Source organism: Streptomyces sp. NEAU-YJ-81 (assembly GCF_017592595.1).
Lineage (GTDB): Bacteria > Actinomycetota > Actinomycetes > Streptomycetales > Streptomycetaceae > Streptomyces > Streptomyces hygroscopicus_B.
This window is the reverse complement of sequence record NZ_JAGFNO010000026.1, coordinates 35,229-60,935: the sequence shown is the minus strand read 5'-3', so window position 1 is coordinate 60,935 and position 25,707 is coordinate 35,229. Positions and strand designations below refer to the sequence as shown.

The 25,707-nt window shown below is 72.0% G+C and carries 18 protein-coding genes; 9 read left to right on the top strand and 9 right to left on the bottom strand.

Annotated features, from left to right (window positions below):
- Positions 1–155 precede the first annotated feature (155 nt).
- From J5X86_RS37735 to J5X86_RS37720, 4 genes are all read left to right on the top strand, one after another.
- Positions 156–584, top strand: coding sequence for an ATP-binding protein (locus J5X86_RS37735; RefSeq protein ID WP_208521173.1), 429 nt, complete (start codon positions 156–158; stop codon positions 582–584).
- Between the two features lie 226 nt (positions 585–810).
- Positions 811–1,092: a hypothetical protein gene (locus tag J5X86_RS37730; RefSeq protein WP_243982475.1), complete on the top strand. Its 282-nt coding sequence runs from the start codon at positions 811–813 to the stop codon at positions 1,090–1,092.
- An 83-nt stretch (positions 1,093–1,175) separates the two neighbouring features.
- Positions 1,176–2,276 (top strand): hypothetical protein, encoded by a 1,101-nt coding sequence (locus J5X86_RS37725; RefSeq protein ID WP_208521171.1) that lies wholly within the window; start codon positions 1,176–1,178, stop codon positions 2,274–2,276.
- A complete protein-coding gene (locus J5X86_RS37720; protein WP_208521170.1) occupies positions 2,273–3,460 on the top strand; it encodes a hypothetical protein in 1,188 nt (395 codons plus the stop codon). The genes J5X86_RS37725 and J5X86_RS37720 overlap by 4 nt, the downstream gene beginning before the upstream one ends.
- 22 nt (positions 3,461–3,482) lie before the next feature.
- Here the strand turns inward: J5X86_RS37720 and J5X86_RS37715 are convergent, their stop codons facing one another.
- The 3 genes from J5X86_RS37715 to glnA all read right to left on the bottom strand — a co-directional run bounded on the left by J5X86_RS37715 (position 3,483) and on the right by glnA (position 8,926).
- Complete coding sequence (locus tag J5X86_RS37715) at positions 3,483–6,731, bottom strand: bifunctional [glutamine synthetase] adenylyltransferase/[glutamine synthetase]-adenylyl-L-tyrosine phosphorylase (RefSeq protein WP_208521169.1); 3,249 nt, start codon at positions 6,729–6,731, stop codon at positions 3,483–3,485.
- Between the two features lie 119 nt (positions 6,732–6,850).
- Positions 6,851–7,477: a maleylpyruvate isomerase family mycothiol-dependent enzyme gene (locus J5X86_RS37710; RefSeq protein WP_208521168.1), complete on the bottom strand. Its 627-nt coding sequence runs from the start codon at positions 7,475–7,477 to the stop codon at positions 6,851–6,853.
- A gap of 87 nt (positions 7,478–7,564) precedes the next feature.
- Positions 7,565–8,926 (bottom strand): type I glutamate--ammonia ligase, encoded by a 1,362-nt coding sequence (gene glnA, locus J5X86_RS37705; RefSeq protein ID WP_208521167.1) that lies wholly within the window; start codon positions 8,924–8,926, stop codon positions 7,565–7,567.
- Positions 8,927–9,350: 424 nt separating this feature from the next.
- Between glnA and J5X86_RS37700 the strand changes: the two genes are divergently transcribed.
- Positions 9,351–10,985: a multicopper oxidase family protein gene (locus J5X86_RS37700; RefSeq protein ID WP_208521166.1), complete on the top strand. Its 1,635-nt coding sequence runs from the start codon at positions 9,351–9,353 to the stop codon at positions 10,983–10,985.
- 136 nt (positions 10,986–11,121) lie between these two features.
- Positions 11,122–12,876 (top strand): NAD+ synthase, encoded by a 1,755-nt coding sequence (locus tag J5X86_RS37695; RefSeq protein ID WP_208521165.1) that lies wholly within the window; start codon positions 11,122–11,124, stop codon positions 12,874–12,876.
- 57 nt (positions 12,877–12,933) lie between these two features.
- On the opposite strand, the gene J5X86_RS37690 is transcribed toward J5X86_RS37695, so the two are convergent.
- The 5 genes from J5X86_RS37690 to J5X86_RS37670 all read right to left on the bottom strand — a co-directional run bounded on the left by J5X86_RS37690 (position 12,934) and on the right by J5X86_RS37670 (position 19,054).
- A complete protein-coding gene (locus J5X86_RS37690; protein WP_208521164.1) occupies positions 12,934–13,710 on the bottom strand; it encodes an alpha/beta fold hydrolase in 777 nt (258 codons plus the stop codon).
- 499 nt (positions 13,711–14,209) lie between these two features.
- Complete coding sequence (locus tag J5X86_RS37685) at positions 14,210–15,415, bottom strand: MFS transporter (protein ID WP_208521163.1); 1,206 nt, start codon at positions 15,413–15,415, stop codon at positions 14,210–14,212.
- 210 nt (positions 15,416–15,625) lie between these two features.
- A complete protein-coding gene (locus J5X86_RS37680) occupies positions 15,626–16,651 on the bottom strand; it encodes an endonuclease/exonuclease/phosphatase family protein (protein ID WP_208521162.1) in 1,026 nt (341 codons plus the stop codon).
- Positions 16,652–16,823: 172 nt separating this feature from the next.
- Positions 16,824–17,432 (bottom strand): TetR/AcrR family transcriptional regulator, encoded by a 609-nt coding sequence (locus tag J5X86_RS37675; RefSeq protein ID WP_208521161.1) that lies wholly within the window; start codon positions 17,430–17,432, stop codon positions 16,824–16,826.
- The gene (locus J5X86_RS37670; RefSeq protein ID WP_208521160.1) at positions 17,429–19,054 is read right to left on the bottom strand and encodes an MFS transporter; all 1,626 of its coding nucleotides are present in this window, start codon (positions 19,052–19,054) and stop codon (positions 17,429–17,431) included. The genes J5X86_RS37675 and J5X86_RS37670 overlap by 4 nt, the downstream gene beginning before the upstream one ends.
- A 221-nt stretch (positions 19,055–19,275) precedes the next feature.
- On the opposite strand from J5X86_RS37670, the gene panB reads away from it, so the two are divergent.
- From panB to J5X86_RS37655, 3 genes are all read left to right on the top strand, one after another.
- Positions 19,276–20,136 carry a 3-methyl-2-oxobutanoate hydroxymethyltransferase gene (gene panB, locus J5X86_RS37665; protein WP_014060167.1) on the top strand — a complete coding sequence of 287 codons (861 nt, stop codon included), beginning with the start codon at positions 19,276–19,278 and terminating at the stop codon, positions 20,134–20,136.
- A 208-nt stretch (positions 20,137–20,344) separates the two neighbouring features.
- On the top strand, positions 20,345–21,355 hold the full coding sequence (locus tag J5X86_RS37660; protein ID WP_208521159.1) for an ATP-binding cassette domain-containing protein: 1,011 nt from the start codon (positions 20,345–20,347) through the stop codon (positions 21,353–21,355).
- Complete coding sequence (locus J5X86_RS37655) at positions 21,352–22,176, top strand: ABC transporter permease (RefSeq protein ID WP_308124836.1); 825 nt, start codon at positions 21,352–21,354, stop codon at positions 22,174–22,176. Before J5X86_RS37660 ends, J5X86_RS37655 begins: the two co-directional genes overlap by 4 nt.
- Positions 22,177–22,284: 108 nt before the next feature.
- On the opposite strand, the gene J5X86_RS37650 is transcribed toward J5X86_RS37655, so the two are convergent.
- Complete coding sequence (locus J5X86_RS37650) at positions 22,285–25,695, bottom strand: BTAD domain-containing putative transcriptional regulator (protein WP_208521158.1); 3,411 nt, start codon at positions 25,693–25,695, stop codon at positions 22,285–22,287.
- Between the last annotated feature and the right edge of the window lie 12 nt (positions 25,696–25,707).

Below are 25,707 nucleotides of genomic sequence, written 5' to 3'. Positions count from 1 at the left end.
TGAGCAGTCTGCCCGCTTGGCGGAGGCAAGGCCACTCGTTGGAGGGAATCCAGCCACATGGGTTGCAGTATGGAAACCTAAATCTCTACCGTCGAAGACGAATCGCCCAACCGGCGTCCGCCCAACGGCCGTTGGCCGAAGGAGGCAACATCACCATGAGCGCCCAGTTCCCCCGCGCCGACTTCTCCCTCGTCTTCCCGCCCGACCCCGGCTGGGTCCGTACCGCCCGAGAAGCCGTCCGCACCGCCCTGCGCAGCGCGAACCGCACCGATTTAACGGATACGGCTCTGCTCCTGACCTCCGAAGCCGTCACCAACGCCGTCAACGCCTGCCGGACCAGCGGCTGCTCGGCACCCGTCACCCTCTACGCCGAGTGGGGACCGTACGGCACCCTGCGCGTTCTCGTGAGCGACGATGCCCCCGGCTTCCCCGCCCAGCGCAGCCTTGCCCGGGACACCGCCGACGCCGAGAACGGCCGAGGGCTGCTCATCATCGGCAGCTCCGCCACCGACTGGGGCGTCTGCCACCACGGACCGGGGCCCGGGAAGGCGGTGTGGTTCCAGGTCAACGGGGTCAGTTCATAAGCAGTCCAGTTGCCCTGGCGCGGGTGCCATACGAGAGGGTTCGGCGCTCGTCTGTCTCACTTCGGGGGTGTGCGCCATCCGCGGGGCTACGGTGACGCCACGTTCCCCCGTCCCTCGGCACCTGGAGGTTTGTGTGCGGTACAAAGGGCCGCTTCCGAAGCGAGTCACCGACCGGTTCAATGCCTGGATGGTCGGGCTGCGGTCCTCTCCGCGGTGGGGGCGGAGGGTGCGTGGGCGGCTCACGGTCGTCACGTATACGGGGCGGCGGTCGGGGCGCAGCTTCAGTACGCCGGTCGCCTATCAGCGCGCCACCGATGTCGTCACGATCGCCGTGGCGATGCCCGAACGCAAGCTGTGGTGGCGCAACTTCACCGGTGAAGGCTGGCCGATAGTGCTGGATCTGGACGGGAGCGAGCGGGCCGGGCACGGGGTCGCCCGGGTCGAGGGGAAGGGGCGCGTCACCATCACGGTGCGGCTCGACGAGCCGCCCGCGTCGAACAGCCGCTGACGCCTACGGAATTGCCATGGCCCCTTCACGCCGTATGCGGAGCCGCTGAGTAGGATCGGCGGCCACACGGGGGAAGGGCATAAATGAAACAGCTGATGGGCGGCGCGCGCCGCCGGGTGGCTCTGGTCGGCGGCGCCGTGGTGGTGCTGGTGGCGGCAGGGGTCGGGACCTGGGCCACGGACACTTGGCCGTTCGATGGGAAAGACAGCTACTGCTGGGGTGCCTGGAAAGAGGACAGCGGGCCGGGCTTCCTGAGCGGCGAGGCGCTCGACGAGGACAACGCGAGCCGTACGTCCAAGGAGACCGCGCCGACACCGCGGCAGCCGCGCGGGCGGTGCACCGTGGCGCTCCACTCCGAGCGCTACAGCAGCGATGGCGACAAGGTCACGGAGGAGACCGAGGTCACGGTCACCTACGGCCCCGCGCCCGAGGACGCCGGGCGGCGCATGGAGTGGATCGGCGGATACCTCGGCGACCGGGCGATGCCGCTGCCCGACTGGCTGCCGGGCGCCACCGACGGCACGCATGCGCTGCTGGTGCTGCCCAAGGGATGCGACACCCACGACGGGCGGCCGACCGCGGTGACGCTCGACTCGACGGCACAGTCGGTCTATCCCGACTCCACCATGTCGGGCGACGCGGGGCTCGGCGGCTCCCAGTCCGTGGCCGAGTTGCTCGTCGCGGTCGCCAACCGCGCGATGGGGAAGGCGGGTTGCGCCCCGGCGAAGCCGCTCGAAGCCGCCTCACCGATGACCACACTGCCCGAGGAGGAGGAGTCCTTCTTCACCCGCGCCTGCCGGATCAGGGGCCTGGAGTTCGGCGAGGAGGGCCGCGACCTGGAGTACCAGGTCGGCGCGGTCACCCGGGATCTCCAGTCCTGTTCGGTACGGACGCAGCGCGGTGAGGGCCGGTACTTCGACGCACTGATGGTCGCCGAGCCGCGGCTCTCCGCGCTGTTCGACGGGGCCACGGGCAGCAAGGCACCGGGGCGCGGCTGGCGCGGTACGGGGGTCTTCGCCGACGACTACAAGGTCGTACGGGCCGACTGCGCGGGGCGCCCGCTCACCGTGCTGATGCTCGCCCCGTCCCTGCACGAGACGACACCGTACTTCGCCACCTTCGCCAACGCCGTTGCGCGACGCGTCGGTTGCGCGCCCGTCGCGCCTGGGGGATCGAGCCGATGACCGACTCCGAGAACAACGAGAACAACGAGAACAGCACCCGCGTGCCGCTGCACGAGCGGCGGCGCCCCGTGTGGCACTGGCAGCGCCTGGCCCGCAGCCGCCCCCGGCTGGCCGTGATCATGGCCGTGACCGGGGCCGTCGTGGGAGCGCTGCTCGGTGGCGCGGGCGTGGCCTGGCAGGCCGAGGCGGGTCCGTTCGCGGAGGACCGGGCCTGCTGGGGGGCCTTCAGCCGGGACGATGCGGCGGCGCTGTTCGAGGGCAGAAGCGGCGGCACAGCGGACGTCAAGAGCTCCGAGGTGCCCATCACCAGCGATCGCACCGGCGCCGAGGGCTCGTCCGGCCAATGCCTGCTGACCTCGGACGGCTCGCGGATCACCGTCCAGGCACATCAGCTGGACACCCGGTTCGGCGGCGCGGGCGACCAGTGGGCCGATGAGTTCCTGTCCGCGCGGCTCACCCCGCTGGGCGGCGGCCTGCTGGGCATGGCCTCGGACACCCGGGCCTGGCTCGCGGTGCCCGACGGCTGCATCGGCCGGCCGCGTGATGCGGATATCACCGGCGGTCCGACCGTGATCGACCTGGCGACCGGCTGGACGCTCTACGACGACGAGGTCGGCGCGGCGGCCCGCGACCGACTCGCGCGTGCCGTGGTCGGGTTGGTCAACCACTACATGGCCGAGAAGGGGTGCACGGGCACCATCGCCGATCCGACCGGCCGGATGCCGGAGCCGCCGCGGTTCCTGGACGAGAAGAAGGACGCCATGTGCGGCGTCAAGGGGCTGCCCCTCCCCCGCGGGTACGGGCGCGACTCGCTGGGCCGCACCCTGGTGACCCGGGGCACGGGGCCGGTGCGCACCTGCGACCGCCGGGTGCTCTTCCACCATCCCGAACTGCGGCTGATGACGGTGGAGGACCCCCGGCTGGCCATGCTCTACGCGCGGCTGTCCCAGGACGGCGCCAAGAAGCGGATCAAGGCCGGTGAGCACGACGGGTACGGCTTCGTCCGCGACGACATGGGGATGTTCCAGGCCGAGTGCCAGACCGGCCCGGTCACCTTCCTGATCCGGGCGGACAGCGGCCGACGCCCCGTCGACATCCGTACGCTCCTCCCCCGCTATGTGGCCGCGGAGGCGGATCGCATCGGCTGCGGCCCGCTGCGCATCACCCTGCCCGCGGACGGCTGACCCGGCGACGAACCGCGGGTGTTCAGCTCTCGTAGTCGTAGAAGAGCCGCTCCACCACCGCCCGCGCCCGGCGGGTGGTGCGGCGGTAGTCGTCCAGCATCTCGCCGACGTGGCCGGGGCCGTAGCCCAAGTAGCGGCCCACGGCGGCCAGTTCGCGGACGTCCGTGGGGAAGGTGTCGCCTGCGCGGCCGCGGACCAGCATGACGGCGTTGCGGACGCGGCTGGCGAGGACCCATGCCTCATCCAGGGTCTGGGCGTCCTCGGTGGAGATCAGCTCGGCGGCGTGGGCGGCGGCCAGGGCCTCGCGGGTGCGGGTGGTGCGCAGTCCGGGCTCGGCCCAGCCCTGCCGCATCTGGAGCAGTTGGACGGTCCACTCGACATCGCTGAGACCGCCCCGGCCCAGCTTGGCGTGGGTGGTGGGGTCGGCCCCGCGCGGCAGCCGCTCGGACTCCATCCGGGCCTTGAGCCGCCGGATCTCGCGGATCGCGTCCTCGCCCAGCCCCTCGGCCGGATACCGCAGCGGATCGATCAGCTCGATGAACCGCCGGCCGAGCCCGGGGTCGCCCGCCACCGGTTCGGCGCGCAGCAGCGCCTGGCTCTCCCACACCAGCGCCCAGCGGCGGTAGTAGGCGGCGTACGAGCCGAGGGTGCGCACCAGTGGCCCGGACTTGCCCTCGGGGCGCAGATCGGCGTCGATGAGCAGGGGCGGGTCGGCGGTGGGGAGCTGGAGCAGCCGTCGCATCTCGTTGGCCACGGCGAAGGCGGCGCGGGCGGCCTCCTGTTCCTCGGCCCCCTCGCGTGGCTCATGGACGAAGAGCACATCCGCGTCGGAGCCGTAGCTGAGCTCATGGCCGCCGAAGCGGCCGAGGCCGATGACGGCGAAGCGGGTGGGGAGCTCATCGCCCCAGGTGTCGCGGACGGCGGCGCGCAGGGCGCCGGCGAGGGTCGCGGCGTTCAGATCGGAGAGGGCGTCGCCGACCATGTCGATCAGCGCCGCGCCGTCCACGGGCGGTTCGGCGGCGGGGACGGCGGGCCGGGCCGGCATATGGGGCTCGGATTCCCGCAGGGCGCTGGGGACCTCGGGGGTCTTGCCCGGCGAGGGGACGGGCGCCGTCACCGCCGCTCCGGTGGCCCGGCCCGGCGTCCGGTCCTCCGACAGCGGCCAGCTCACGGTCGGGCGCACCTCGCCGTTGGCCAGCCGGGCGCTTTCGATGACGTCCGCGGCCGCCGTACGGAACATCTCGCGCCGCCGCACCCCGCGCGCCACCGCGACCGCCTGTTCGGCGCCGTCGGCGCGGCCGACGGCGGCCAGCACCTCCTGTTCCAGATGGGCCCGGCCGCGCGGGCGCAGCCCCTCCGGGTCGCCGAGCAGGGCGACCGCCTCGGGGGCGCGCAGCAGCAGATCGGGGGCGAGCCGCCCGGCGGAGAGCACCCGGGCCAGGTTCTCGGCGGCGGCGCCCTCGTCGCGCAGCAGCCGCAGATACCAAGGGGTCTTGCCGAGCGCGTCCGAGACCTTGCGGAAGCCCAGCAGCCCGGCGTCCGGGTCGGCGGAATCGGCGAACCAGCCCAGCAGCACAGGCAGCAACGTACGCTGAATCGCCGCTTTTCGGGTCACACCGGACGCCAGGGCCTCCAGATGGCGTAGCGCACCGGCCGGGTCCGCGTACCCCAGGGCCGTGAGGCGCTGACCGGCCGCCTTGGGGCTGAGCCGGATCTCGCCGGGCTGGAGCTGGGCGACGGCGTCCAGCAGCGGCCGGTAGAAGAGCTTCTCGTGCAGCCGCCGCACTTCGCGGGCGTGCCGCCGCCAGGCGGTGCCCAGTTCGGTCACCGGCTCGGTGCGGAACCCCAGCGACCGGCCGAGGCGGCGCTGATCGGCCTCGCCCTCGGGCATCAGATGGGTGCGGCGCAGCCGGTAGAGCTGGAGGCGGTGCTCCATGGTGCGCAGAAAGCGGTACGCGGCGTCCAGCGCGGCGGCGTCGGTGCGCCCCACGTAGCCGCCCGCGGCCAGGGCCGCGAGCGCGTCCAGCGTCGTACCGCTGCGCAGCGACTCATCGGACCGCCCGTGCACCAACTGCAGCAGCTGGACGGCGAACTCGACGTCGCGCAGCCCCCCGGGGCCCAGCTTGAGCTCGCGGTCGACCTCGGCGGCGGGGATGTTCTCGACCACCCGGCGGCGCATCTGCTGCACATCGGGGATGAAGTTCTCGCGCTCGACGGCCTGCCAGACCATCGGCGCGAGGGCGTCCACATACGCCTGGCCGAGCGCGGCGTCGCCCGCCATCGGACGAGCCTTCAGCAGCGCCTGGAACTCCCAGGTCTTGGCCCAGCGCTGGTAGTACGCCAGATGGCTGGAGAGGGTCCGCACCAGCGGGCCGTTGCGCCCCTCGGGGCGGAGGTTGGCGTCCACAGGCCAGATGGTGCCCTCGACGGTGACATCGGAGCAGACGCGCATCAGCCGGGAGGCGAGCCGGGAGGCGGCCCGCACCGCCTCGTCCTCCTGGACCCCCTCGACCGCCTCCGCCACGAAGATCACGTCCACATCGGAGACGTAATTGAGCTCGCGGCCGCCGCATTTGCCCATACCGATCACGGCCAGCTTGCAGGCGGCGGCGTCCTGCGGCTGCTCCTCGGCCGCGATCTCCAGCGCGGCCCGCAGCGTCGCGGTCGCCAGGTCGGCCAGCTCCGCGGCCGTCTGGGTGATGTCGATGGTGCCGCACACATCGCGGGCCGCGATGGCCAGCAGCGCCCGGCGGTAGGCGACGCGCAGCGCGTCGGCCCGGGGCAGCCCCGCCCCGGGCGCGCCCCAGACCCCCTCGGCCAGGGCCCGCTCGAACTCGGGGGTGGCCGGATGCAGATCGGCCGACTCATACGTCACCAGGGCGTGCCAGTCCCCCGGATGGCGGGCGAGGTGGTCGCCCAGCGCCTCGGAGGCCCCGAGCACCCCGAGCAGCCGGTCGCGCAGCGGTTTGGCGGTGACGAGGGTGTCCAGCAGCGCCTGCCGCGAACCGGCCCGCTGCCCGCCGTTCTCCCCCGCGCCGCCCTTCCCCTTCGCCGCCTCCTCCTCGGGCAGCGCCTCGACGAGCCGTACGAGCCCGAGCAGCGCCAGATCCGGGTCGGCGGTCGCGCCGAGCGCCTCCAACAGCACCGAATCGCTGCGCACCGCGGCCAGCTCGGGCGCGTCCAGCAGCCGCTGGGCGGCCGAGGCGTCGGTGAAACCGTGCCGCAGCAGCCGGGTGAAATTGCTGCTCCTGCGTCCCTGCGGTACGGACATCCCGCCGCCTCCCGTCCCTGGTCGACTCCGCGCCGTTCGACCACGCGCACACCGGTGATCAAAGGCGCCGCTGACGAGCCTAAGCGACCCCAAGGGCGAAGCGGCAGGTCCGAGCGGGGTCAGGCGGCGACGAAACGGGCCCGCGGCTCACCGTGGAGACGGCCCGTCGGGAGCCTGCGGCCGTAGGCGACCAGGAGAAGGTCCTGGGCGGCGCCGGTCAGCTCGGCGCCGGTGCCGTAGGACCAGTCGAGGTCGTCGGCGCGGAGCCGGACCCCGTCGAGGTCGGCCCCGAAGAACTTCAGGCTCTTGGGGTTGACCGTCCCCAGCAGGACACGAAGGCGCTCCTCGGGGACCCGGCGGTCGATCCCGAGCGCGACGGTGATGTCCAGGCCGTGGATCACATCGTGACCCAGCGCCGTCTCGATCCCGCCGACCGGCGGCTTCCAAGGGTGGTCGGCGTGGTCCCTGAGGAACGCGGCCAGTTCGCTGGTCGAGGCGGTGGCCGCGTCCTTACGGGCGAGCCGGTCGGTCATCCGGTGAAGGCCGCCGCGCGCCTTGGTCAGCTCCCACAGCACCGCGGGGAGCGGATACCGGAACCCCATGGACATATGCGCCGCGACCTCCCGCACCCGCCACCCCGCACACAGGCTGGGCGCGTCCCACTGCTCGGCCGTCAGAGTGTCCAACAGGTCCGCCAGCTCCCGGCGTTCGGCCGCGATCGCTCTTCTGATGTCCACGAGATCCATGAGCTCAAGGGTTTCGGCAGTGCTGCCATAAGTCCAAGAGCTCATGGTTCTCGCAACCAGAAGCGACAGTTATCGGACGTGGGGAGGTCAGAGAACGGGCAGCATCTTCCGCAGCTCGAAGGGGGTCACCTCGGAGCGGTACTCCTCCCACTCCTGCTTCTTGTTGCGCAGGAAGAAGTCGAAGACATGCTCCCCGAGCGTCTCCGCGACCAGTTCGCTGCGCTCCATCAGGTCGATCGCCTCGCCCAGGTTCTGCGGCAGGGGCTCGATGCCGAGGGAGCGGCGCTCGGCGTCGGAGAGGGCCCAGACGTCGTCATCGGCGCCGGCCGGGAGTTCGTAGCCGCCCTCGATGCCCTTGAGCCCGGCCGCGAGCAGCACCGCGTAGGCCAGGTAGGGGTTGGCGCCGGCGTCCAGGGAGCGGACCTCGATGCGGGTGGAGCCGGTCTTGCCGGGCTTGTAGAGGGGGACGCGGACGAGGGCGGAGCGGTTGTTGTGGCCCCAGCAGATGTAGGAGGGGGCCTCGCCGCCCGCGCCGGCGGTGCGCTTGGAGCCGCCCCAGATGCGCTTGTAGGAGTTGACCCACTGGTTGGTCACGGCGGAGATCTCCCCGGCGTGGCGGAGCAGCCCCGCGATGAAGGAGCGGCCCACCTTGGAGAGCTGGAACTCGGAGCCGGACTCGTAGAAGGCGTTGCGGTCGCCCTCGAAGAGGGAGAGGTGGGTGTGCATGCCCGAGCCGGGGAATTCGGAGAACGGCTTGGGCATGAACGTGGCCTGTACGCCCTGCTCCAGCGCGACCTGCTTCATGACCAGGCGGAAGGTCATGATGTTGTCGGCGGTGGAGAGCGCGTCGGCGTAGCGCAGATCGATCTCCTGCTGGCCGGGGGCGCCCTCGTGGTGGGAGAACTCGACCGAGATGCCCATCGATTCGAGCATGGTGATCGCCTGGCGGCGGAAGTCCATGCCGATGTTCTGCGGGGTGTGGTCGAAGTAGCCGGAGGAGTCGGCGGGCACCGGGCGGCTGCCGTCCACCGGCTTCTGGTTGAGCAGGAAGAACTCGATCTCGGGGTGGGTGTAGAAGGTGAAGCCGAGGTCGGAGGTCTTGGCGAGGATGCGCTTGAGGACGAAGCGGGGGTCCGCGAAGGACGGTGAGCCGTCCGGCATCAGGATGTCGCAGAACATCCGGGCGGTCCCGGGGGCCTCGGCGCGCCAGGGCAGGATCTGGAACGTCCCGGGGTCCGGCTTGGCGATCATGTCGGATTCGTAGACACGGGCGAAGCCCTCGATCGCGGAGCCGTCGAAGCCAATGCCTTCGTCGAAGGCGCCCTCGAGTTCGGCCGGCGCGACGGCCACGGACTTCAGGAAGCCGAGCACGTCGGTGAACCAGAGCCGCACGAACCGGATGTCGCGCTCTTCGAGCGTACGGAGCACGAACTCCTGCTGCTTATCCATGGTCCCCTATCCTTGCAGGTCAAACGGCTCTTTTCGCGGGCGCGGGGCACCTTCCGCAGCCCAGTATCACGCGGTGGGATTACACGGAGGTTTCGTCCGGGCTCTCCGGTCTCCCCTCAGCTCACCACGATGTGTGCATCGTACTTTCACCCGGCCCGTCCCCGCCCCGGGCGTTCCGCGCCCATCGTGGCGCCTGCGGGAGCTCCATACCCCTTGGGGGTAGGGTGCCGATTATCACGATGATCAAACGGTCAGATGATCTGAACGGTCAGATGGAGGCGGCGGTGTACCAGAGCCCCTCACCCCACAGCCGACCGCTGATGCGTCGCATAGAGCGGCGCGTCGGCCGCCCGCCCTTCCGGCGGGGCGGCGGACGCGCCGACCCTCACGCATCCGGCACACATCAGCATTGGGGTACCGACTCATGCACGAAAAGACTCGCCGTGCCGTGCTCGGCACGGGCATCGCCGCCGCGGGCAGCGGTCTGCTCGCGGCCTGCGGCTCCCACCCCCGGGCCGCGGGCCACGACGGTATGGACAGCAACGCGATGGGCGCCCCCGCCCGGGCCGGCGCGCCCGCGGAGGACGCCCCGCCGGGGTATGTCTCCCCCCACGGCCCGGAGGTCGCCGCGACCGAGCAGCGGCGGGGCCCCGGCCCGGTGCGGACGTTCCGGCTCACCGCCACCGCGACCACCCTGGACATCGGCGCCCGCAAGGTGGCGTCCTGGGCGTACGAGGACCAGGTGCCGGGCCAGGAGATCCGGGTGACCGCGGGCGACACGATCGCCCTCACCCTCGCCAACAACCTGCCGCAGCCCACCACGCTGCACTGGCACGGCATCCGGCTGCGCAACGACATGGACGGCGTCCCGGGGGTGACCCAGCGGCCGGTCAAGACCGGCGCCGCCTTCGACTACCGCTTCACCGCGTACTACCCGGGCACCTACTGGGTCCATCCGCACTCGGGCGTCCAGCTCGACCGGGGGCTGTACGCACCGCTGATCGTGGAGGACCCGAAGGAGCCGCTGAAGTACGACAAGGAGTGGGTCGTCGTTCTCGACGACTGGCTCGACGGGGTGGGCGGCCGCACCCCGGACACGGAGCTCGAACGGCTGGGCGGCGGCAAGGGCGGCCACTCCATGGGGGACGGCGGCAAACGAGCCGCCAAGGGCGCGGCCAAGGGCACGGCCGCGGGCGCCGCGAAGCGCGGCGCGGCCCGCCCCGCGGCGCCGAAGAAGGCCGCGCCCGCCGCGCCCATGGAGAGCGAGCTGCTGGGCGGCCACGCGGGCGATGTCACCTACCCCTACTACCTGGTCAACGGGCGCAGCCCGGAGTCCCCGCAGGTCTTCCGCGCCAAGCGCGGCGACCGGATCCGCATCCGCCTCATCAACGCGGGCGGCGACACCGCCTTCCGCGTCGCCCTCGGCGGCCACCGGATGACCGTCACCCATACCGACGGCTACCCCGTCGTACCGGCCAAGACGGACGCGCTGCTGCTGGGCATGGGCGAGCGCTACGACGTGCTGGTCACCGTCAAGGACGGGGTCTTCCCGCTCGCCGTCCTGGCCGAGGGCAAGGGGCGCTCCGCGATGGCGGTGCTGCGCACCCGCGGCAAGAGCCCCGTGAAGTTCCCGCGCCCCAAGGAGCTGGACGGCGAGCTGCTCACCGCGGACCGGCTGAAGGCGGCGGAGGACGTACGCCTGGCGCCCAAGGAGCCCGACCGGATCATCCGGATGCGGCTCACCGGCTCGATGCGGCGCTACGACTGGGCGATCAACGGCCGGCCGTACGACCCCGCGCAGCGCTATCCGGTGCGGGCCGGTGAGCGGGTGCGGATCTCCTTCATCAACGGCACCGACATGTGGCATCCGATGCATCTGCACGGCCACACCTTCGGGCTGCCGGACGGCGGCCCCCGTAAGGACACCACGATCCTGCGGCCGCACCACAAGGTGAACGTGGACCTCGACGCCGACAACCCGGGGCTGTGGATGGTCCACTGCCACAACGTCTACCACTCGGAGTCCGGGATGATGACCATCCTCGGTTACCAGAAGTAGCCGCGGCGTCCGGGACGGCCCGGCCCCGGAGGCGAAGGGGCCGGGCGGGGTCCGCCCCGGCGCCGCCGTCCGGCGTCCGGCGTGAGAAGGGAGACACCCCCGGCTATCGCGTCAGACAGACGATTACACTGGGCGCGTGCCTCAACTTCGCCTCGCTCTGAACCAGATCGACTCGACCGTCGGAGACCTCGACGGCAACACCGAGTCGATACTCCACTGGACCCGGCACTCCGCCGAGCAGGGCGCCCATCTGGTGGCGTTCCCCGAGATGGTGCTGACCGGCTACCCCGTCGAGGACCTGGCGCTGCGCTCGTCCTTCGTCGAGGCGTCGCGCGCGGCCCTGCACTCACTCGCCGAGCGGCTGAACGCCGAGGGGCTGGGCGAGCTGCCGGTGGTCGTCGGCTATCTCGACCGCAGCGAGCGCGCCCGGCGCTACGGCCAGCCGGCCGGCTCACCGCAGAACGCGGGCGCCGTGCTGCACCGCGGCACGGTCGCGCTGACCTTCGCCAAGCACCATCTGCCGAACTACGGCGTCTTCGACGAGTTCCGCTACTTCGTGCCCGGCGACACCCTGCCCATGGTGCGCGTCCACGGCATCGACGTCGCGCTCGCCATCTGCGAGGACCTGTGGCAGGACGGCGGCCGGGTGCCGGCGAGCTGCTCGGCGGGGGCCGGGCTGCTGCTGTCGATCAACGCCTCGCCGTACGAGCGGGAGAAGGACGACACCCGGCTGGACCTGGTGCGCAAGCGGGCCCAGGAGGCGGGCTGCACCACCGCGTATCTGGCGATGATCGGCGGCCAGGACGAGCTGGTCTTCGACGGCGACTCGATCGTCGTGGACCGGGATGGCGAAGTCATCGCGCGCGCCCCCCAGTTCGCGGAAGGCTGTGTGCTGCTCGACCTCGAGCTGCCAGCCGCCGACCCGGACTCCGTCCCCGAGGGGGTCGTGGACGACGGGCTGCGCATCGACCATGTCACCCTCTCCCCCGACCCGCTGCCTGGTTACCAGCCGGAGCTCGCGGGCGGCGAGGCCGAGCGGCTCGGCGACGACGAGGAGGTCTACACGGCGCTGGTCGTGGGGCTGCGGGCCTACGCGGCGAAGAACGGCTTCCGCAGTGTGCTGATCGGGCTCTCCGGCGGGATCGACTCCGCGCTGGTGGCCGCCCTCGCCTGTGACGCGGTCGGCGCGCAGAACGTGTACGGCGTCGCGATGCCCTCGCGCTACTCCTCCGAGCACTCCGTCGCCGACGCCACCGAGCTGGCGCGGCGCACCGGGCTCAACTTCCGCACGGTCTCGATCGCCCCGATGTTCGACGCCTATATGGACTCCCTGCAGCTCACCGGGCTGGCCGAGGAGAACCTGCAGTCGCGGCTGCGCGGCACGATGCTGATGGCGATCTCCAACCAGGAGGGCCATATCGTCCTCGCGCCGGGCAACAAGTCCGAGCTGGCCTGCGGCTACTCCACGCTCTACGGGGACTCGGTCGGCGCGTACGGCCCGATCAAGGACGTCTACAAGACCTCCGTCTTCCGCCTGGCGAAGTGGCGCAACCGCGCGGCGGAAGAGCGGGGCCAGACCCCGCCCATCCCCGAGAACTCGATCACCAAGCCGCCGAGCGCCGAGCTGCGTCCCGGCCAGGTCGACACCGACTCGCTCCCCGACTACGAGGTCCTCGACCGGATCCTGGAGCTGTACGTCGACCGTGACCAGGGACGTAAGGACATCGTGACGGCGGGATACGACGATCCGCTGGTGACCCGGATCCTGCGGCTCGTGGACACCGCCGAGTACAAGCGCCGGCAGTACCCGCCGGGCACCAAGATCTCCGCGAAGGGCTTCGGCAAGGACCGCCGGCTGCCCATCACCAACCGCTGGCGCGAGCGCACCTGAGTTCGTGGGCGGGGCCCTGTGGGCTACGCCTGGTTTTACTGGGCGTACTGGGCGTACTTACTGGGCGTCCAGGAACGTCCTGATCAGGCCCAGCCACTCAGCGGGCGCCTCCACGAACGGCAGGTGGCCTGACTCCAGCTCGACGAAGCGGGCGCCGGGGATCGCGTCCGCGACCTGGCGGTGGTGGTACGGCGTCGCCATCGTGTCCAGCGTCGTCGAGATCACCAGGGTGGGCACCCGGATCCGGCCCAGGTCCCCGCGGACGTCGACCCGGCCGACCAGTTCGACCTGGTCGATCGCGCCGGGCGGTACGGAGGCGCGGGCACCCTTGATCACCATGTCGAGCTGCTCGGGGGTCATCCGGTCCAGATAAGGCGCGCCCGCGCCGATGAGCGCCGCCCAGCGGGCCGCCGCCTCCTGGTCGTCCGAGCGCAGATGGCGCAGCCATTCCTCGACCAGGAGTCGCATCCGGGCGCTGGGATGGGCGAAGGTCGCGGTCAGGACCAGGGCGGTGACCCGCTCCGGATGGCGGGTGGCGGCGCGCAGGGCGACCGGGCCACCGAGGGAGTATCCGGCGATGGCGAAGGTGTCCAGGCCCTGCTCGACGGCGGCGGCCACCAGCTGGTCGGCGAGGGTGTCCAGGTCCAGCGGCCCGCTCGCGCGCGGGGTGCGGCCGGAGCCGGGGTAGTCGGGGCCGACCACGCGGTGGCGCTCGGCGAGGGCGTCCAGGATCGGGCCGTAGTTTCCGTCGATGGAGCCGGTCCCGCCATGGGCGAGCAACAGCCCGGGGCCGGTGCCCCGGACGATGCGGGCCAGGGGTGAGGTGCTGGTCATCAGGTGTGTCCTTACGTCTCACGAACGTCTCACGGCTGATGACGGGGACGCTAAAGCCTCACATCGGTGTCAAAGTCAAGCGAGACGGGGTCCGGGAGCGCCCGCCCCGGCAACGTATCCAGCGGAGCGCTTAGGGGTGTGCGACGGGGCGTGACGCCTGCGGCGGGCTGTTCCCCTCCCCGCCCCTTCCCGAAACTGGGGCTCCGCCCCAGACCCCGACCGGGGCTCCGCCCCTGGGCCCCGCTCCTCAAGCGCCGGAGGGGCTGGATTGGCTCCGCCACGTGGCAGGGACTCCCCCCGGGGCCCCGGGGTCCGGGGCGGAGCCCCTGGTAACGGGGTCTGGGGCGGAGCCCCGGTTCCGGGGTCTGGGGCGGAGCCCCGGTTCCGGGGTCTGGGGCGGAGCCCCGGTTCCGGGGTCTGGGGCGGAGCCCCAGTTTCGGGAAGGGGCGGGGAGGGGAACAGCCCGCCGCAGGCGTCACGCTCCAGCGGAGCGCTCGGCTCAGCTCACATCGGACAGGTGCGGCATCGACTCGCTGCTCGCGACGACCCGCGAGCCGCTCGCCGGGGCCCGGTCGGTCCGCCCCGCGATCAGCGCGATCGCCAGACCGATCACCGCGAGCACCGCGCCGACCAGCGTCGGGGAGGTCCAGCCCCAGCCCGCCGCGATGGCGACACCGCCCAGCCACGCGCCACCGGCGTTGGCCAGGTTGAACGCGGAGTGGTTGGAGGCGGAGGCCAGCGTCGGGGCGTGCTGGGCCTTGTTCATCACCAGCATCTGCAGCGGGGTGGTGGTCATGAAGCCGACCGCGCCCAGCACCACGACCGACAGCAGCGCCGCCCACTTCACATGCACCGTGAAGTCGAAGGCCACGAGCGTGACCGCGAGCGCCGCCAGCGAGCCGTAGAGCGTCGGCCGCAGCGCCCGGTCGGTCAGCGGACCGGCGATCAGGGCGCCCAGCGTCATGCCGATGCCGAACAGCGCCAGCACCAGGGTGACCGTCGACTCACCGAACCCGGTGACCTCGGTCATCATCGAGGCGAGGTAGCTGTAGACGGCGAAGACGCCGGCGAAGCCGAAGACGGCGGTGAGCAGTCCCAGGATGACCTGCCGGTCGCGCAGCGCGCCGAGCTCCTGGCGCAGGCCGCCGTGCTCCTCATGGGAGACCTGCGGGACGAGCCGGGCGAGCGCGCCCATGGCGACCACGCCGATCGCGGAGACGACCAGGAAGGTCGCGCGCCAGCCGAGGTTCTGGCCGAGCAGGGTGGCCACGGGGACGCCGACGATATTGGCGATGGTCAGCCCGAGGAACATGGTGGCGACCGCGCGGGCCCGCCGGTCCTCGGACACCAGCCGCGAGGCGACCACCGCGCCGACGCCGAAGAACGCGCCGTGGGGCAGCCCGGCGAGCACCCGGCCCGCGATCAGCAGCCCGAAGTTGGGGGCGAGGGCGGAGGCGAGGTTGCCCACCGTGAAAAGCGCCATGAGCAACACGAGCATCCGCTTGCGCGGGATCCGGGAACCGAGGGCGGTCAGCAGCGGAGCGCCCACCACGACCCCGATGGCATAGGCGGAGACGAGGTATCCGGCCGTGGGCACCGAGGTGCCCAGATCGCCGGCGACATTGGGCAACAAGCCCATCATCACGAACTCGGTAGTACCAATGCCGAAGGCGCTCACAGCAAGGGCGAGCAGGGCCAGGGGCATGAGAGACCTTTCAAACGAAGGAGAAACGTGCACAGGATGCGTATGTTCTCTAGCTGAACAAAGTCTCTCACGCCGGATGTTCCCGAGGAGATCCCCAAGATGAACAGGACGTAAGATCTCGCCGGATGGACCGTGAGCTGGGTCACCCGCCAGGGTTGATCCGCCAGGGTTCACCCGCCGGGGTTCACCCGCCGGGGTTCATCCGCGGGCTCAGTAGTCGACCGACGCCGCCAGCGGAAGGTGATCGCTGCCGGTCTTGGGCAGCGCCCACGCCGCGACCGGATCCATGCCCCGCACCATGATCTGGTCGATCCGCGCCATCGGGAACGAGGCGGGCCAGCTGAAGCCGAAGCCGTCGCCCGCCGCGCCCTGGGCGGACCGCATCTGCGCGGTGACGGGGGCCAGCGCCCGGTCGTTCATGGTGCCGTTCAGATCGCCGAGCAGGATCACCTTGGGGAGCCGCTCCCGGGAGATGGCCTGGCCCAGCGCCTCGGCGCTGGCGTCGCGCTGCCCGGCGGTGAAGCCCGCGTTGAACTTCACCCGCACCGAGGGCAGATGGGCCACATAGACACCGACCTCACCGCGCGGTGTGGCGACGGTGGTGCGCAGCGCCCGCGTCCAGCCCAGCTTGATGTCCACCGGCTTGGTGCCGGACAGCGGGTACTTGCTCCACAGCCCCACCGTCCCCTGCACGGTGTGGTAGCGGTAAGTGCCCGCCAGGGCCCGCTCGTACGTGGGCACGGCCGCGCCCGTCAGCTCCTCCAGCGCCACCACATCGGCGCTCGATCCGGCCACGTCCTCGGCGGTGCCCGTCGGGTCGGCGTTCTCCGCGTTGACGTTGTGGGTGACGACGGTCAGCTCGCCGCCGCTGCCGGACTTGTCGGAGAACATCAGCCCGCCGAAGAGGTTCAGCCAGACGGCGACGGGCAGCACCAGCGCGAGCACGGCGCTCGCCGACCGCCGCACCAGGCCGAGCACCAGCAGCACCGGCAGGGCCAGGCCCAGCCACGGCAGGAAGGTCTCCAGCAGGGAGCCGAGGTTGCCCACCCGGTTGGGGATCTCGGCGTGGAAGATCATGACCAGCGCGAGCAGGATCGCGATCGCCGCCAGCACCAGTCCGCGCCGCCAGATGCCGCGATCGTCCCGGAGCCGGTGGAGCAGGCGGCCGATCCGGGAGCCCGATCGCCCGGGCGCGTCCCCGAGCTGTCGTGTCTCCTGTGTGTACGCCTGCGTCATTCGTCGTCCCTCACTGCCTCAACTGCCGCGCCTTGGCTACGACCCTAGGTGATGACCAGGGCTTTTCCGGACGCCCCCGGGGCGTCTCCCGTCCGAGGACGTCGGGTCGGCGGCCGGGAGTTCCACCTCCCGGCCCGGGAGGGGGTGTTGTGACACAACAGGCACAAACCGCTCAGCGGCGTGGGGAAACCCCGTCCAGGACCGTGTCGACGATCCGCTCGGCCAGCCCGTCGGGGAGTTCCTTCCACTCGTGGAGCATGGCGCGGGCGAGCATCGGGCCGGTGAAGAGGTCGGCGAGCAGCTCCAGGTCCACATCGGCGCGGATCTCACCGCTCTCCCGCCCCCGCCGCAGCACGGCGCGCAGGGTCGCGCGGCGGGCCGCTATGACGTTCTCGTCGTAGGCCCGCCACAGCTCCTTGTGCGCGTGCATCTGCGTGACGACGCTGCGCAGCAGGGCGGAGTTGCGCTTGGCGAGCCCGCGGCGGCGCATGAACTCCAGGACGGTGACGAGGTCGTCGCGCACCGAGACCCCGGCCGGCTCGGGGCTGGGCTCCTCCAGGGAGCGCAGCACATCGAGCATCAGCGCGTCCTTACCGGGCCAGCGGCGGTACACGGTGGCCTTACCGACGCCCGCCTCGCGGGCGATCCCCTCGATCGACAGCCCGCCGACCGAGGCGCCCTCCTCCAGCAGCCGCAGCGCGGCCTCGATGATCGCGGCGTCGGTGGCGGGGCTGCGGGGGCGGCCGCGGAGTTTGGGCGCGGAGCTCTCCGGTGCGGTCATCGGTCGGCCGACGCCTCCTTCCGCGGGTGCGGCCGCCCGCCGTCGGGGGCCTCGCCGGAGGCGCCCTTGCCGGGCAGGAAGGCCAGCACGACCAGCGCCCCGACGAGGGCGACGCCCGCCGAGCCGAGGGCGGTGACATGCATGGCGTGGACGAAGGCGTCCTGCGCGGGACCCACCAGCTCCTGGCCCCTGGGCCCCAGCTTCTCGGCGACCCCCAGGGTGGCCTCGACGGACTCGCCCGCCGAGTGCCGTACGGAGTCGGGAAGTCCGGGCACGGCGGCCAGGGTGCCCCGGATGCCCTCGCGGTAGGTGGAGGAGAGCACCGAGCCGAGTACGGCGACCCCGAGCGCGCCGCCGACCTGCCGGAAGGTGTTGTTGAGCGCAGAGCCGGAGCCGGCCTTCTGGCGCGGCAGCGCCTGCATGATCGCGGTGGTCACCGGCGGCATGATATGCGCCATTCCGGCGCCCTGGGCGAAGAACAGCACCTCCAGCACGACGATCGGGGTGTCCACGCCCAGCAGCAGGAACCCCGACATGGTGGCGGCCACCAGCAGCATGCCGCAGGTGCACACCGCGCGGGCGCCGAACCGCTCGACGACCAGCCGGGCACGCGGGGCGAAGATCAACTGCGCCACGGCCAGCGGCAGGATCAGCAGCCCGGATTCGAGCGCGCTGTAGCCGCGCACGCTCTGGGTGTAGAAGACCATGAAGAAGGTCACGCCCATGAGGGCGAAGAAGACCAGGGCGACGGCGGCGATGGCGGCGGAGAAGGCCGGGTTGCGGAAGTAGCCGATATCGATGGCCGGGTGGCGGCTGCGCTTCTCGTGCAGCACGAACAGGATCAGGACGGCGAGCCCGGCGCCGATGGAGCCCAGCACCTGGGCGTCGGTGAAGTCGGCGAGCTGGCCGCCCTTGATGATGCCGTAGACCAGCAGCACGAGCCCGACGACGGACAGCAGCACGCCCGGCGGGTCGACCCGGCCGGGCGCCGGGTCCCTGGAGTCGGGGACGAGCAGCACCATCGCGATCAGTCCGACGATCACGATCGGCACATTGACGAAGAAGACCGAACCCCACCAGAAGTGCTCCAGCAGCAGTCCGCCGGTGATCGGCCCGATGGCGATGGCCAGCCCCACCGCGGCGACCCAGATGCCGATCGCCTTGGCCTGCTCCTCGCGTTCGAAGACATTGACCAGGATGGCGAGGGTCGCGGGCATCACGAAGGCGGCACCCAGCCCCATGAGCGCCCGGAAGCCGATGAGTTCACCGGGCGAACCGGAGAAGGCGGCGAGCACCGAGCCCGCGCCGAACACCACCATCCCGCCGAGCAGGACCTTCTTACGGCCGATCCGGTCGCCGAGGATCCCCGCGGTGAACAGCAGCCCGGCGAAGACCAGCGTGTAGGAGTTGATCGCCCACTCGAGCTGACTCTGGGTGGCCCCGAGCCCGGTGGGCTTGGGCGAGGCGATCGTCTTCATCGCCACGTTGAGTATCGAGTTGTCGAGGACGACGACCAGGACGCTGAACATCAGGACCACGAGGATCGCCCAGCGTCTGCGGTAGATCGCCTCGGGGACGCCGGACCCGTCCGGGGCGCCCTGAGTGCTGGATGGGGAGGCCATGCCGCCCAGGCTAGGCGACTTACGATACGAGACCGTATCGTATTGGAAGATCTTTGCGAGGCTTTTGGCCAACGGGCCGGAGAAGGGCCCGCGAAAAGGTGGTCAAGGCCGCCGCCCGGGGGATCCGGGCCCACTTTCGCCCCGGCAGGAGCCGTGCCAGCATGGGGTTGGTCCGGGGACGCCGTCAGGGCGCCTCGAGATGATGAACAGGAGCCGTAGCGATGACGCACGTCAGTCCTGCGCAGAAGCAGTCCGAGAAGGCCCTCTACGGGGGCACGAGCTCCCGCCGCATCACCGTCCGTGACATCGCGGCCGCCAAGGAGCGCGCCGAGAAGTGGCCGATGCTCACCGCCTACGACGCGATGACCGCGTCCGTTTTCGACCAGGCGGGCATCCCGGTGCTGCTGGTCGGCGACTCGATGGGCAACTGCCACCTGGGCTATGAGTCCACCGTCCCCGTCACCATGGACGAGATCGCGCTGCTCTCCGCCGCCGTGGTGCGCGGCACCCGGCGCGCCCTCGTCGTCGGCGATCTGCCCTTCGGCTCGTACCAGGAGGGCCCGGTGCAGGCGCTGCGCAACGCCACCCGCCTGGTCAAGGAGGCGGGCGTGGGAGCCGTGAAGCTGGAGGGCGGGGAGCGCTCCGCCCAGCAGATCGAGCTGCTGGTCCAGTCCGGCATCCCGGTCATGGCGCATGTGGGCCTGACCCCGCAGTCCGTCAACGCCTACGGCGGCTATCCGGTCCAGGGGCGCGGCGAGGAGGCGGCCCAGCAGTTGCTGCGGGACGCCAAGGCGGTCCAGGACGCGGGCGCCTTCGCGGTCGTCCTGGAGCTGGTCCCGGCCGAGCTGGCCGCCGAGGTGACCCGCTCGCTGCACATCCCCACCATCGGCATCGGCGCCGGATCCGAGTGCGACGCCCAGGTCCTGGTGTGGACGGACATGGCGGGCATGACCGACGGCCGGGTGCCGCGCTTCGTCAAGCAGTACGCACAGTTGCGCCAGGGCCTGGGCGACGCGGCGCGGGCCTTCGCGGAGGACGTCGTCGGCGGGGCCTACCCGGCCGAGGAGCACTCCTTCCACTAGGAGGTGTCCGACCACTAGGAGGTGTCCGACGGATCTTGACGCCTGCGGCGGGCTACTTCCCTCCCCGCCGGACACCCCGTAGGCACCCCGGGTCCCACTGGGCACCACGAGCCACTGCGGTACAACGACAGCCCGCCGATCTTCCCCCGTCGGCGGGCTGTCTGCCGCCTGTCGGCGGTCTGTCGGTGACGGCTGTCATCCTGGGCGCATGACGCGGGAACAGAGGATCAGGGACGGCAATGCCGTCGAAGTTCGGGGGCTGGTCAAGCACTTCGGTGACACCAAGGCCGTCGACGGAGTGGATCTGGACGTGCCGGAGGGCACCGTCCTGGGTGTGCTGGGCCCCAATGGCGCCGGTAAGACGACACTTGTCCGCTGTCTGTCCACTCTGCTGGTGCCGGACGCCGGCACCGCGGTGGTGGCCGGATACGACGTGGTGCGCCAGCCCCGGCAGTTGCGCCGCACCATCGGGCTGACCGGGCAGTACGCCTCGGTCGACGAGAAGCTCCCCGGCTGGGAGAACCTCTACATGATCGGGCGGCTGCTCGATCTCTCCCGCAAGGAGGCCCGTGCGCGGGCGGACGCCCTGCTCGAGCGGTTCTCGCTCACCGAGGCCGGCAAGCGGCGCGTGCGCACCTACTCCGGCGGTATGCGCCGCCGGCTCGACCTGGCCGCGTCCATGATCGGCCGGCCCTCGGTGCTCTATCTGGACGAGCCGACGACCGGTCTGGACCCGCACTCCCGTAACGAGGTGTGGGACGAGGTCAGGCGGATGGTCACCGAGGGGGCCACCGTGCTGCTGACCACCCAGTACATGGAGGAGGCCGAGCAGCTCGCCGACAACCTGACGGTGATCGACCGGGGCAGGGTCATCGCCGAGGGCCGGGTGCACGAGCTCAAGGCCAAGGTCGGCGGCCGCACCCTGAAGATCCGCCCGTCCGACCCCGGCGAGGTGCACCGCATGGTCGGCGCCATCACCCAGGCGGGTCTCGACGGCATCGGCGGCGCGACCGCCGACGTGGAGGAGGGCCAGGTCAGTGTGCCCATCGCCAGCGACGAGCAGCTCACCGCCCTGATCGGTCTGCTCAGTGAGCGCGGTTTCGCGATCGCCGGGATCGACACCCATATGCCCAGCCTGGACGAGGTCTTCCTGGCCATCACCGGCCGGAAGGCGTCCGCACCGCAGGACAACAAGACGCTGGAAGAGGTCGCCGCGTGAGTACGGCCACGATGACCGCGCCCGTGCGGGGAAAGAGCGACGGCCGGATCGGCCCCCGCGCCAATCTGCGCCACATCGGCGCGCTGGTGCGGCGCAACGCCATGCAGATCAGGTACGAACCGTTCGCGATGTTCGACGCCCTGGCGATGCCGATCGTCTTCGCGCTGCTGTTCACCTATGTCTTCGGCGGCGCGATGACGGGCGGCAACCGCTCCGAGTACGTCAACTACTTCATCCCCGGCCTCATGGCGATGGGCGGGCTCAACATCGCGATGTCGATCGGCAGCGGCGTCAATGACGACTTCAACAAGGGCGTCATGGACCGCTTCCGCACGCTGCCGATCGCCCGCTCCTCGGTGCTGATCGCCAAGCTGGTCGTGGAGTGCGGCCGGATGCTGCTGTCCACCATCATCCTGCTGATCATGGGCTTCATCATGGGCTTCGAGCTCAAGACCGGGCCGCTGGAGCTGTTGGCCGCGGTGGCGCTGGCCGTGCTCTTCGGATCCTCGCTGACCTGGATCTTCATGCTGCTGGGCATGTCGCTGCCCACTCCGCAGGCGGTCAGCGGCATGGGCTTCCTGGTGATGATGCCCCTGCAGTTCGGCTCGTCCATCTTCGCCCCGACCGCCACCATGCCGGACTGGCTGCGGTCCTTCACCGAGTACAACCCGCTGTCCCGGCTCGCGGACGCCGCACGGGCGCTCACCAGCGGCCATGGCGCGATAGCCGAACCGGTGACGGTGACCCTGATCTGGACGGTGGCCATCACGGTGTTCATGGCACCGCTCGCGGTGCGCAAGTTCCGCAACAAGACGACCTGACGGTCCACGGTCTCGAGCCACCGGCCGGGCGCGCCCTACGGGGGGGGGCGCCCGGCCGGTCGTCGTCTCGCCCCTCCCGCTGCTTCCCCGACCTGCTCACCGGCCCGCTCAGACCAGTGCGATGGCCTCGTCCAGGGTGAGGTCGCCGCCCTCGGCGTGGGTCCGCTCGTACGCGGCGTCCCCGAGCTCGGCCCGCGCCGCGGCCTCGGTCCACTCCCGGCGCGTCCGCTCGCCGGCGGAGATCCGGTACTGCTGGGGCTTGCGCAGCGTGTCGAACGCCCCCAGCAGCCGCGCCGCGGCTGCGGCCCGCTCCGGGCCGCCGAGGCCGCTCAGCGCCTCGGCGGCGGTCAGCAGATGGGTCACCGGGATGAACGGCGCGACCATCTCCGTCATCCGGCCGGTGGTCTTCGCCAGCGCGCCGCGCACGGTCGCCAGGGCGTCGCCCGGCCGTCCCTCCAGCAGGTCCAGCCAGGCCAGCAGCCCCTCCACCATGCCCTCGAACATCCGCAGCGCCCGATGCTCGAACTCCCCGTGCATGGTGACCAGAAGGGTCCGCGCCTCCGCGAGGCGGCCCGTGGTGCCGTAGCGCTGCGCCAGATGGATCCGGGCGTGGGACAGCGCATCGGCGGCCGCATGCTGCCCCTGCTCGACCACCTCGCGCAGCATCCGCTCACCCTCGGCGGCCTTCTCCTCGTCCCCGAACTCCACGAACAGCCCGGCCAGCCGGGACCGGAGGAGCAGCACCTGATCATGGGCCCCGAGCTCCTGGGCGCAGCGGATCGCCGCGCGGTAGTCCGCGGCCGCGGCCGCGCCCTCGCCACGCTTCTCCCAGGTCTCGCCGCGGCCGGCCAGCGCCTCCGCCTCGCCCCATACGTCACCGAGCCTGCGGAAGATCTCCAGGCTTTCGTCGGAATCGCGGGTCGCGCCCTGGTGCTCGCCGCTCGGCTCCCGGTAGAACTTGGCCCGTAGCTGGAGGGTGAACGCCAGCTCCCATGCGTAGCCCAGCTCCCGGCAGGTGCGCACCGCCTCGTCGGCCATCTCCCGCAGCAGGACGAAATCCCCCCTGAGGAACACCGCGAAGAACCACAGGATGCCCGGGAGACGGCAGGTCTGGGGCAGCCCCGGCCGGTAGGCGGCGACGATGCCCTCCAACTCGCGCTGGGTGTCGTCGCCCACCATGGCCTGGAGGTCGCCGTCGATGTTGGCCAGCGCGTACAGCCGCACTCCCCGCCGCGCCTCCGCCAGCAGCTCGGGCTCCATCGGCGGCGAGGCGGCCGTGGAGCTGACGTACAGCGGCGGCGCGGGGACCACGGGCGGCGCGAAGGGGCTCGGCCCGAGGCCGGCCGCGGCGTTCGCCCACTGGCGTGCCTCGCCGCGGTGGCCGCGCAGATGCCAGAACCAGCCGACCGAGAGCACCAGGCACAACGCCTCCTGCTCGTCGCGGGCGGCCACGGCCCGGCGCAGCGCGGTGCGCAGATTCTCGTGCTCCGTCTCCAGCCGGACCAGCCAGTGGCGCTGGGCGGGGCCGCGCAGCAGCGGATCGGCGGCACGGGCCAGCTCCCGGTAGGCCACCAGATGGCGCTGTTCGACCGCGGCCCGCTCGCCGGACTCGTCCAGCCGCTCCGCCGCGTACTCGGCGACGGTCTCCAGCAGCCGGTACCGCATCTCCCCGTCCGCCCCGGGTTCCGGTCCGGGCGCGGTGACGACCAGCGATTTATCGACGAGGGAGCCGAGCAGCGCGGCCACGTCCCGGGGCTCCACGGCCCCGGTGTGCCCGGCGCGCTGTTCGTGTTCCGCGCGCTCTGTGGCTTCTCCGTCTTCTTCGGGGTATCCGCGCACCGCCTCGGCCGCGTCCGCGCACACCGCCTCCGCCTCGGTCAGACCGCAGCCTCCCGCGAAAACGGACAGCCGGGCGAGCACGGTGCGTTCGGGGGCGTCGAGCAGGTCCCAGGACCAGTCGACGACGGCTCGCAGGGTCTGCTGGCGGGGCAGCGCCGTACGGCTGCCGCTGGTCAGGAGGCGGAAGCGGTCGTCGAGGCGGTCGGCGAGCTGCCGTGGGGTGAGCAGCCGCAGCCGCGCGGCGGCCAGTTCGATCGCCAGGGGCAGTCCGTCGAGGCGCCGGCAGATCTCGGCGCACGCCGCCGGATCGTCCTCCGTACGGAAACCGGGCCGGGCCGCCGCGCCCCGGTCCTGGAGCAGCCGCAGCGCGACGGGGTCGGGCAGCGGCTCCACGGGACGCACCAACTCGCCCGGGACGGCGAGGGGTTCACGGCTGGTGGCCAGGATGGTGACCCCGGGGCACTGGGCGAGCAGGGACTCGGCAAGGTGGGCCGCGGCCGCGACGAGATGTTCGCAGTTGTCGAGCACGATCAGCATCCGGCGCGGGGCGCAGTGCTCGATGAGCCGGGCGCGCGGATCGCGCACGGCCGGGTCGGTCGCGGCGCGCAGCCCTTCGGGCGACGTGCCGAGGAGGACCGTCTCGCGCCCCCCGACCGCGCTGAGCACCGTCTCCGGAACGGTCTCGGGGTCGTCGACGGGCGCCAGCTCGGCCAGCCACACCCCGTCCGGCCAGTCGGGCGCGAACGATTCGGCGGCCTCCTGCGACAGCCGCGTCTTCCCGGCGCCGCCGGGCCCGAGGAGGGTGATCAGCCGGTGGCCGGACAGATCGCCGCGCAGGGTCGCCAGATCGGCCTCGCGGCCGACGAAGCTGGTCAGTCTGGCCCGCAGATTGCCACCGCCGGTACGGGCGGGGGCGGGGCGCGGCGGAACGGGGCCGGGCGGTACGGGAGAGCCCTCATCGGCCGCCGCCAGCAGCTCGGCGTACAGCCCCCGCAGCTCCGGCCCCGGATCGGCGCCCAGCCGCTCGGCGATCTCCGTACGGATCACCTCGTACGCGGCCAGCGCCTCCGCCACCCGGCCCACGTCCCGCAGGGCCCGGATGCGCAGCGCGTGCAGCGGCTCGTCCAGGGGGTGGCCGTCGCAGAGCCCGGTGAGCGCGGGGAGGGCCTGGGCGGGGCGGCCGAGGGCGAGGTCGGCGGCGAGCCGGGCGCGCCGCGCGTCCAGCCGTCGCGCCTCGGCGCGGGCGGCGGGCGCGGTGGCGTCGGGCAGATCGCTGAGCGCGGGCCCGCGCCACAGCGCGAGGGCGGCGTCGAGCAGATCGACCGCCTTGGCCGGATCGCCGTCGGCGAGGGCGTGGGCGCCTTCCTCCGCGAGCCGCTCGAAGCGGTGCAGATCGACGTCGTCGGGGTCGGCGGTCAGCCGGTACCCGCCTGGCACGGACTCCACGGCGTCCTTGCCGAGCGCCCGCCGCAGCCGCCCGACCAGCGCCTGCAGCGCGCCGTGCCCGTCGGCGGGCGGATCAGTGACCCAGATCTCCCCGATGAGCGCCCCGGTGGTCCGCGCCTGCCCGGGCGCCAGCGCGAGCGCCGCCAGCAGCGCACGCAGCCGCGCCCCGCCGACGTCCACGGGGGTTCCGTCGTCGTGGCGGGCCTGGGTGGTGCCGAGGATGCCGTAGCGCACGGCCCCATTCTG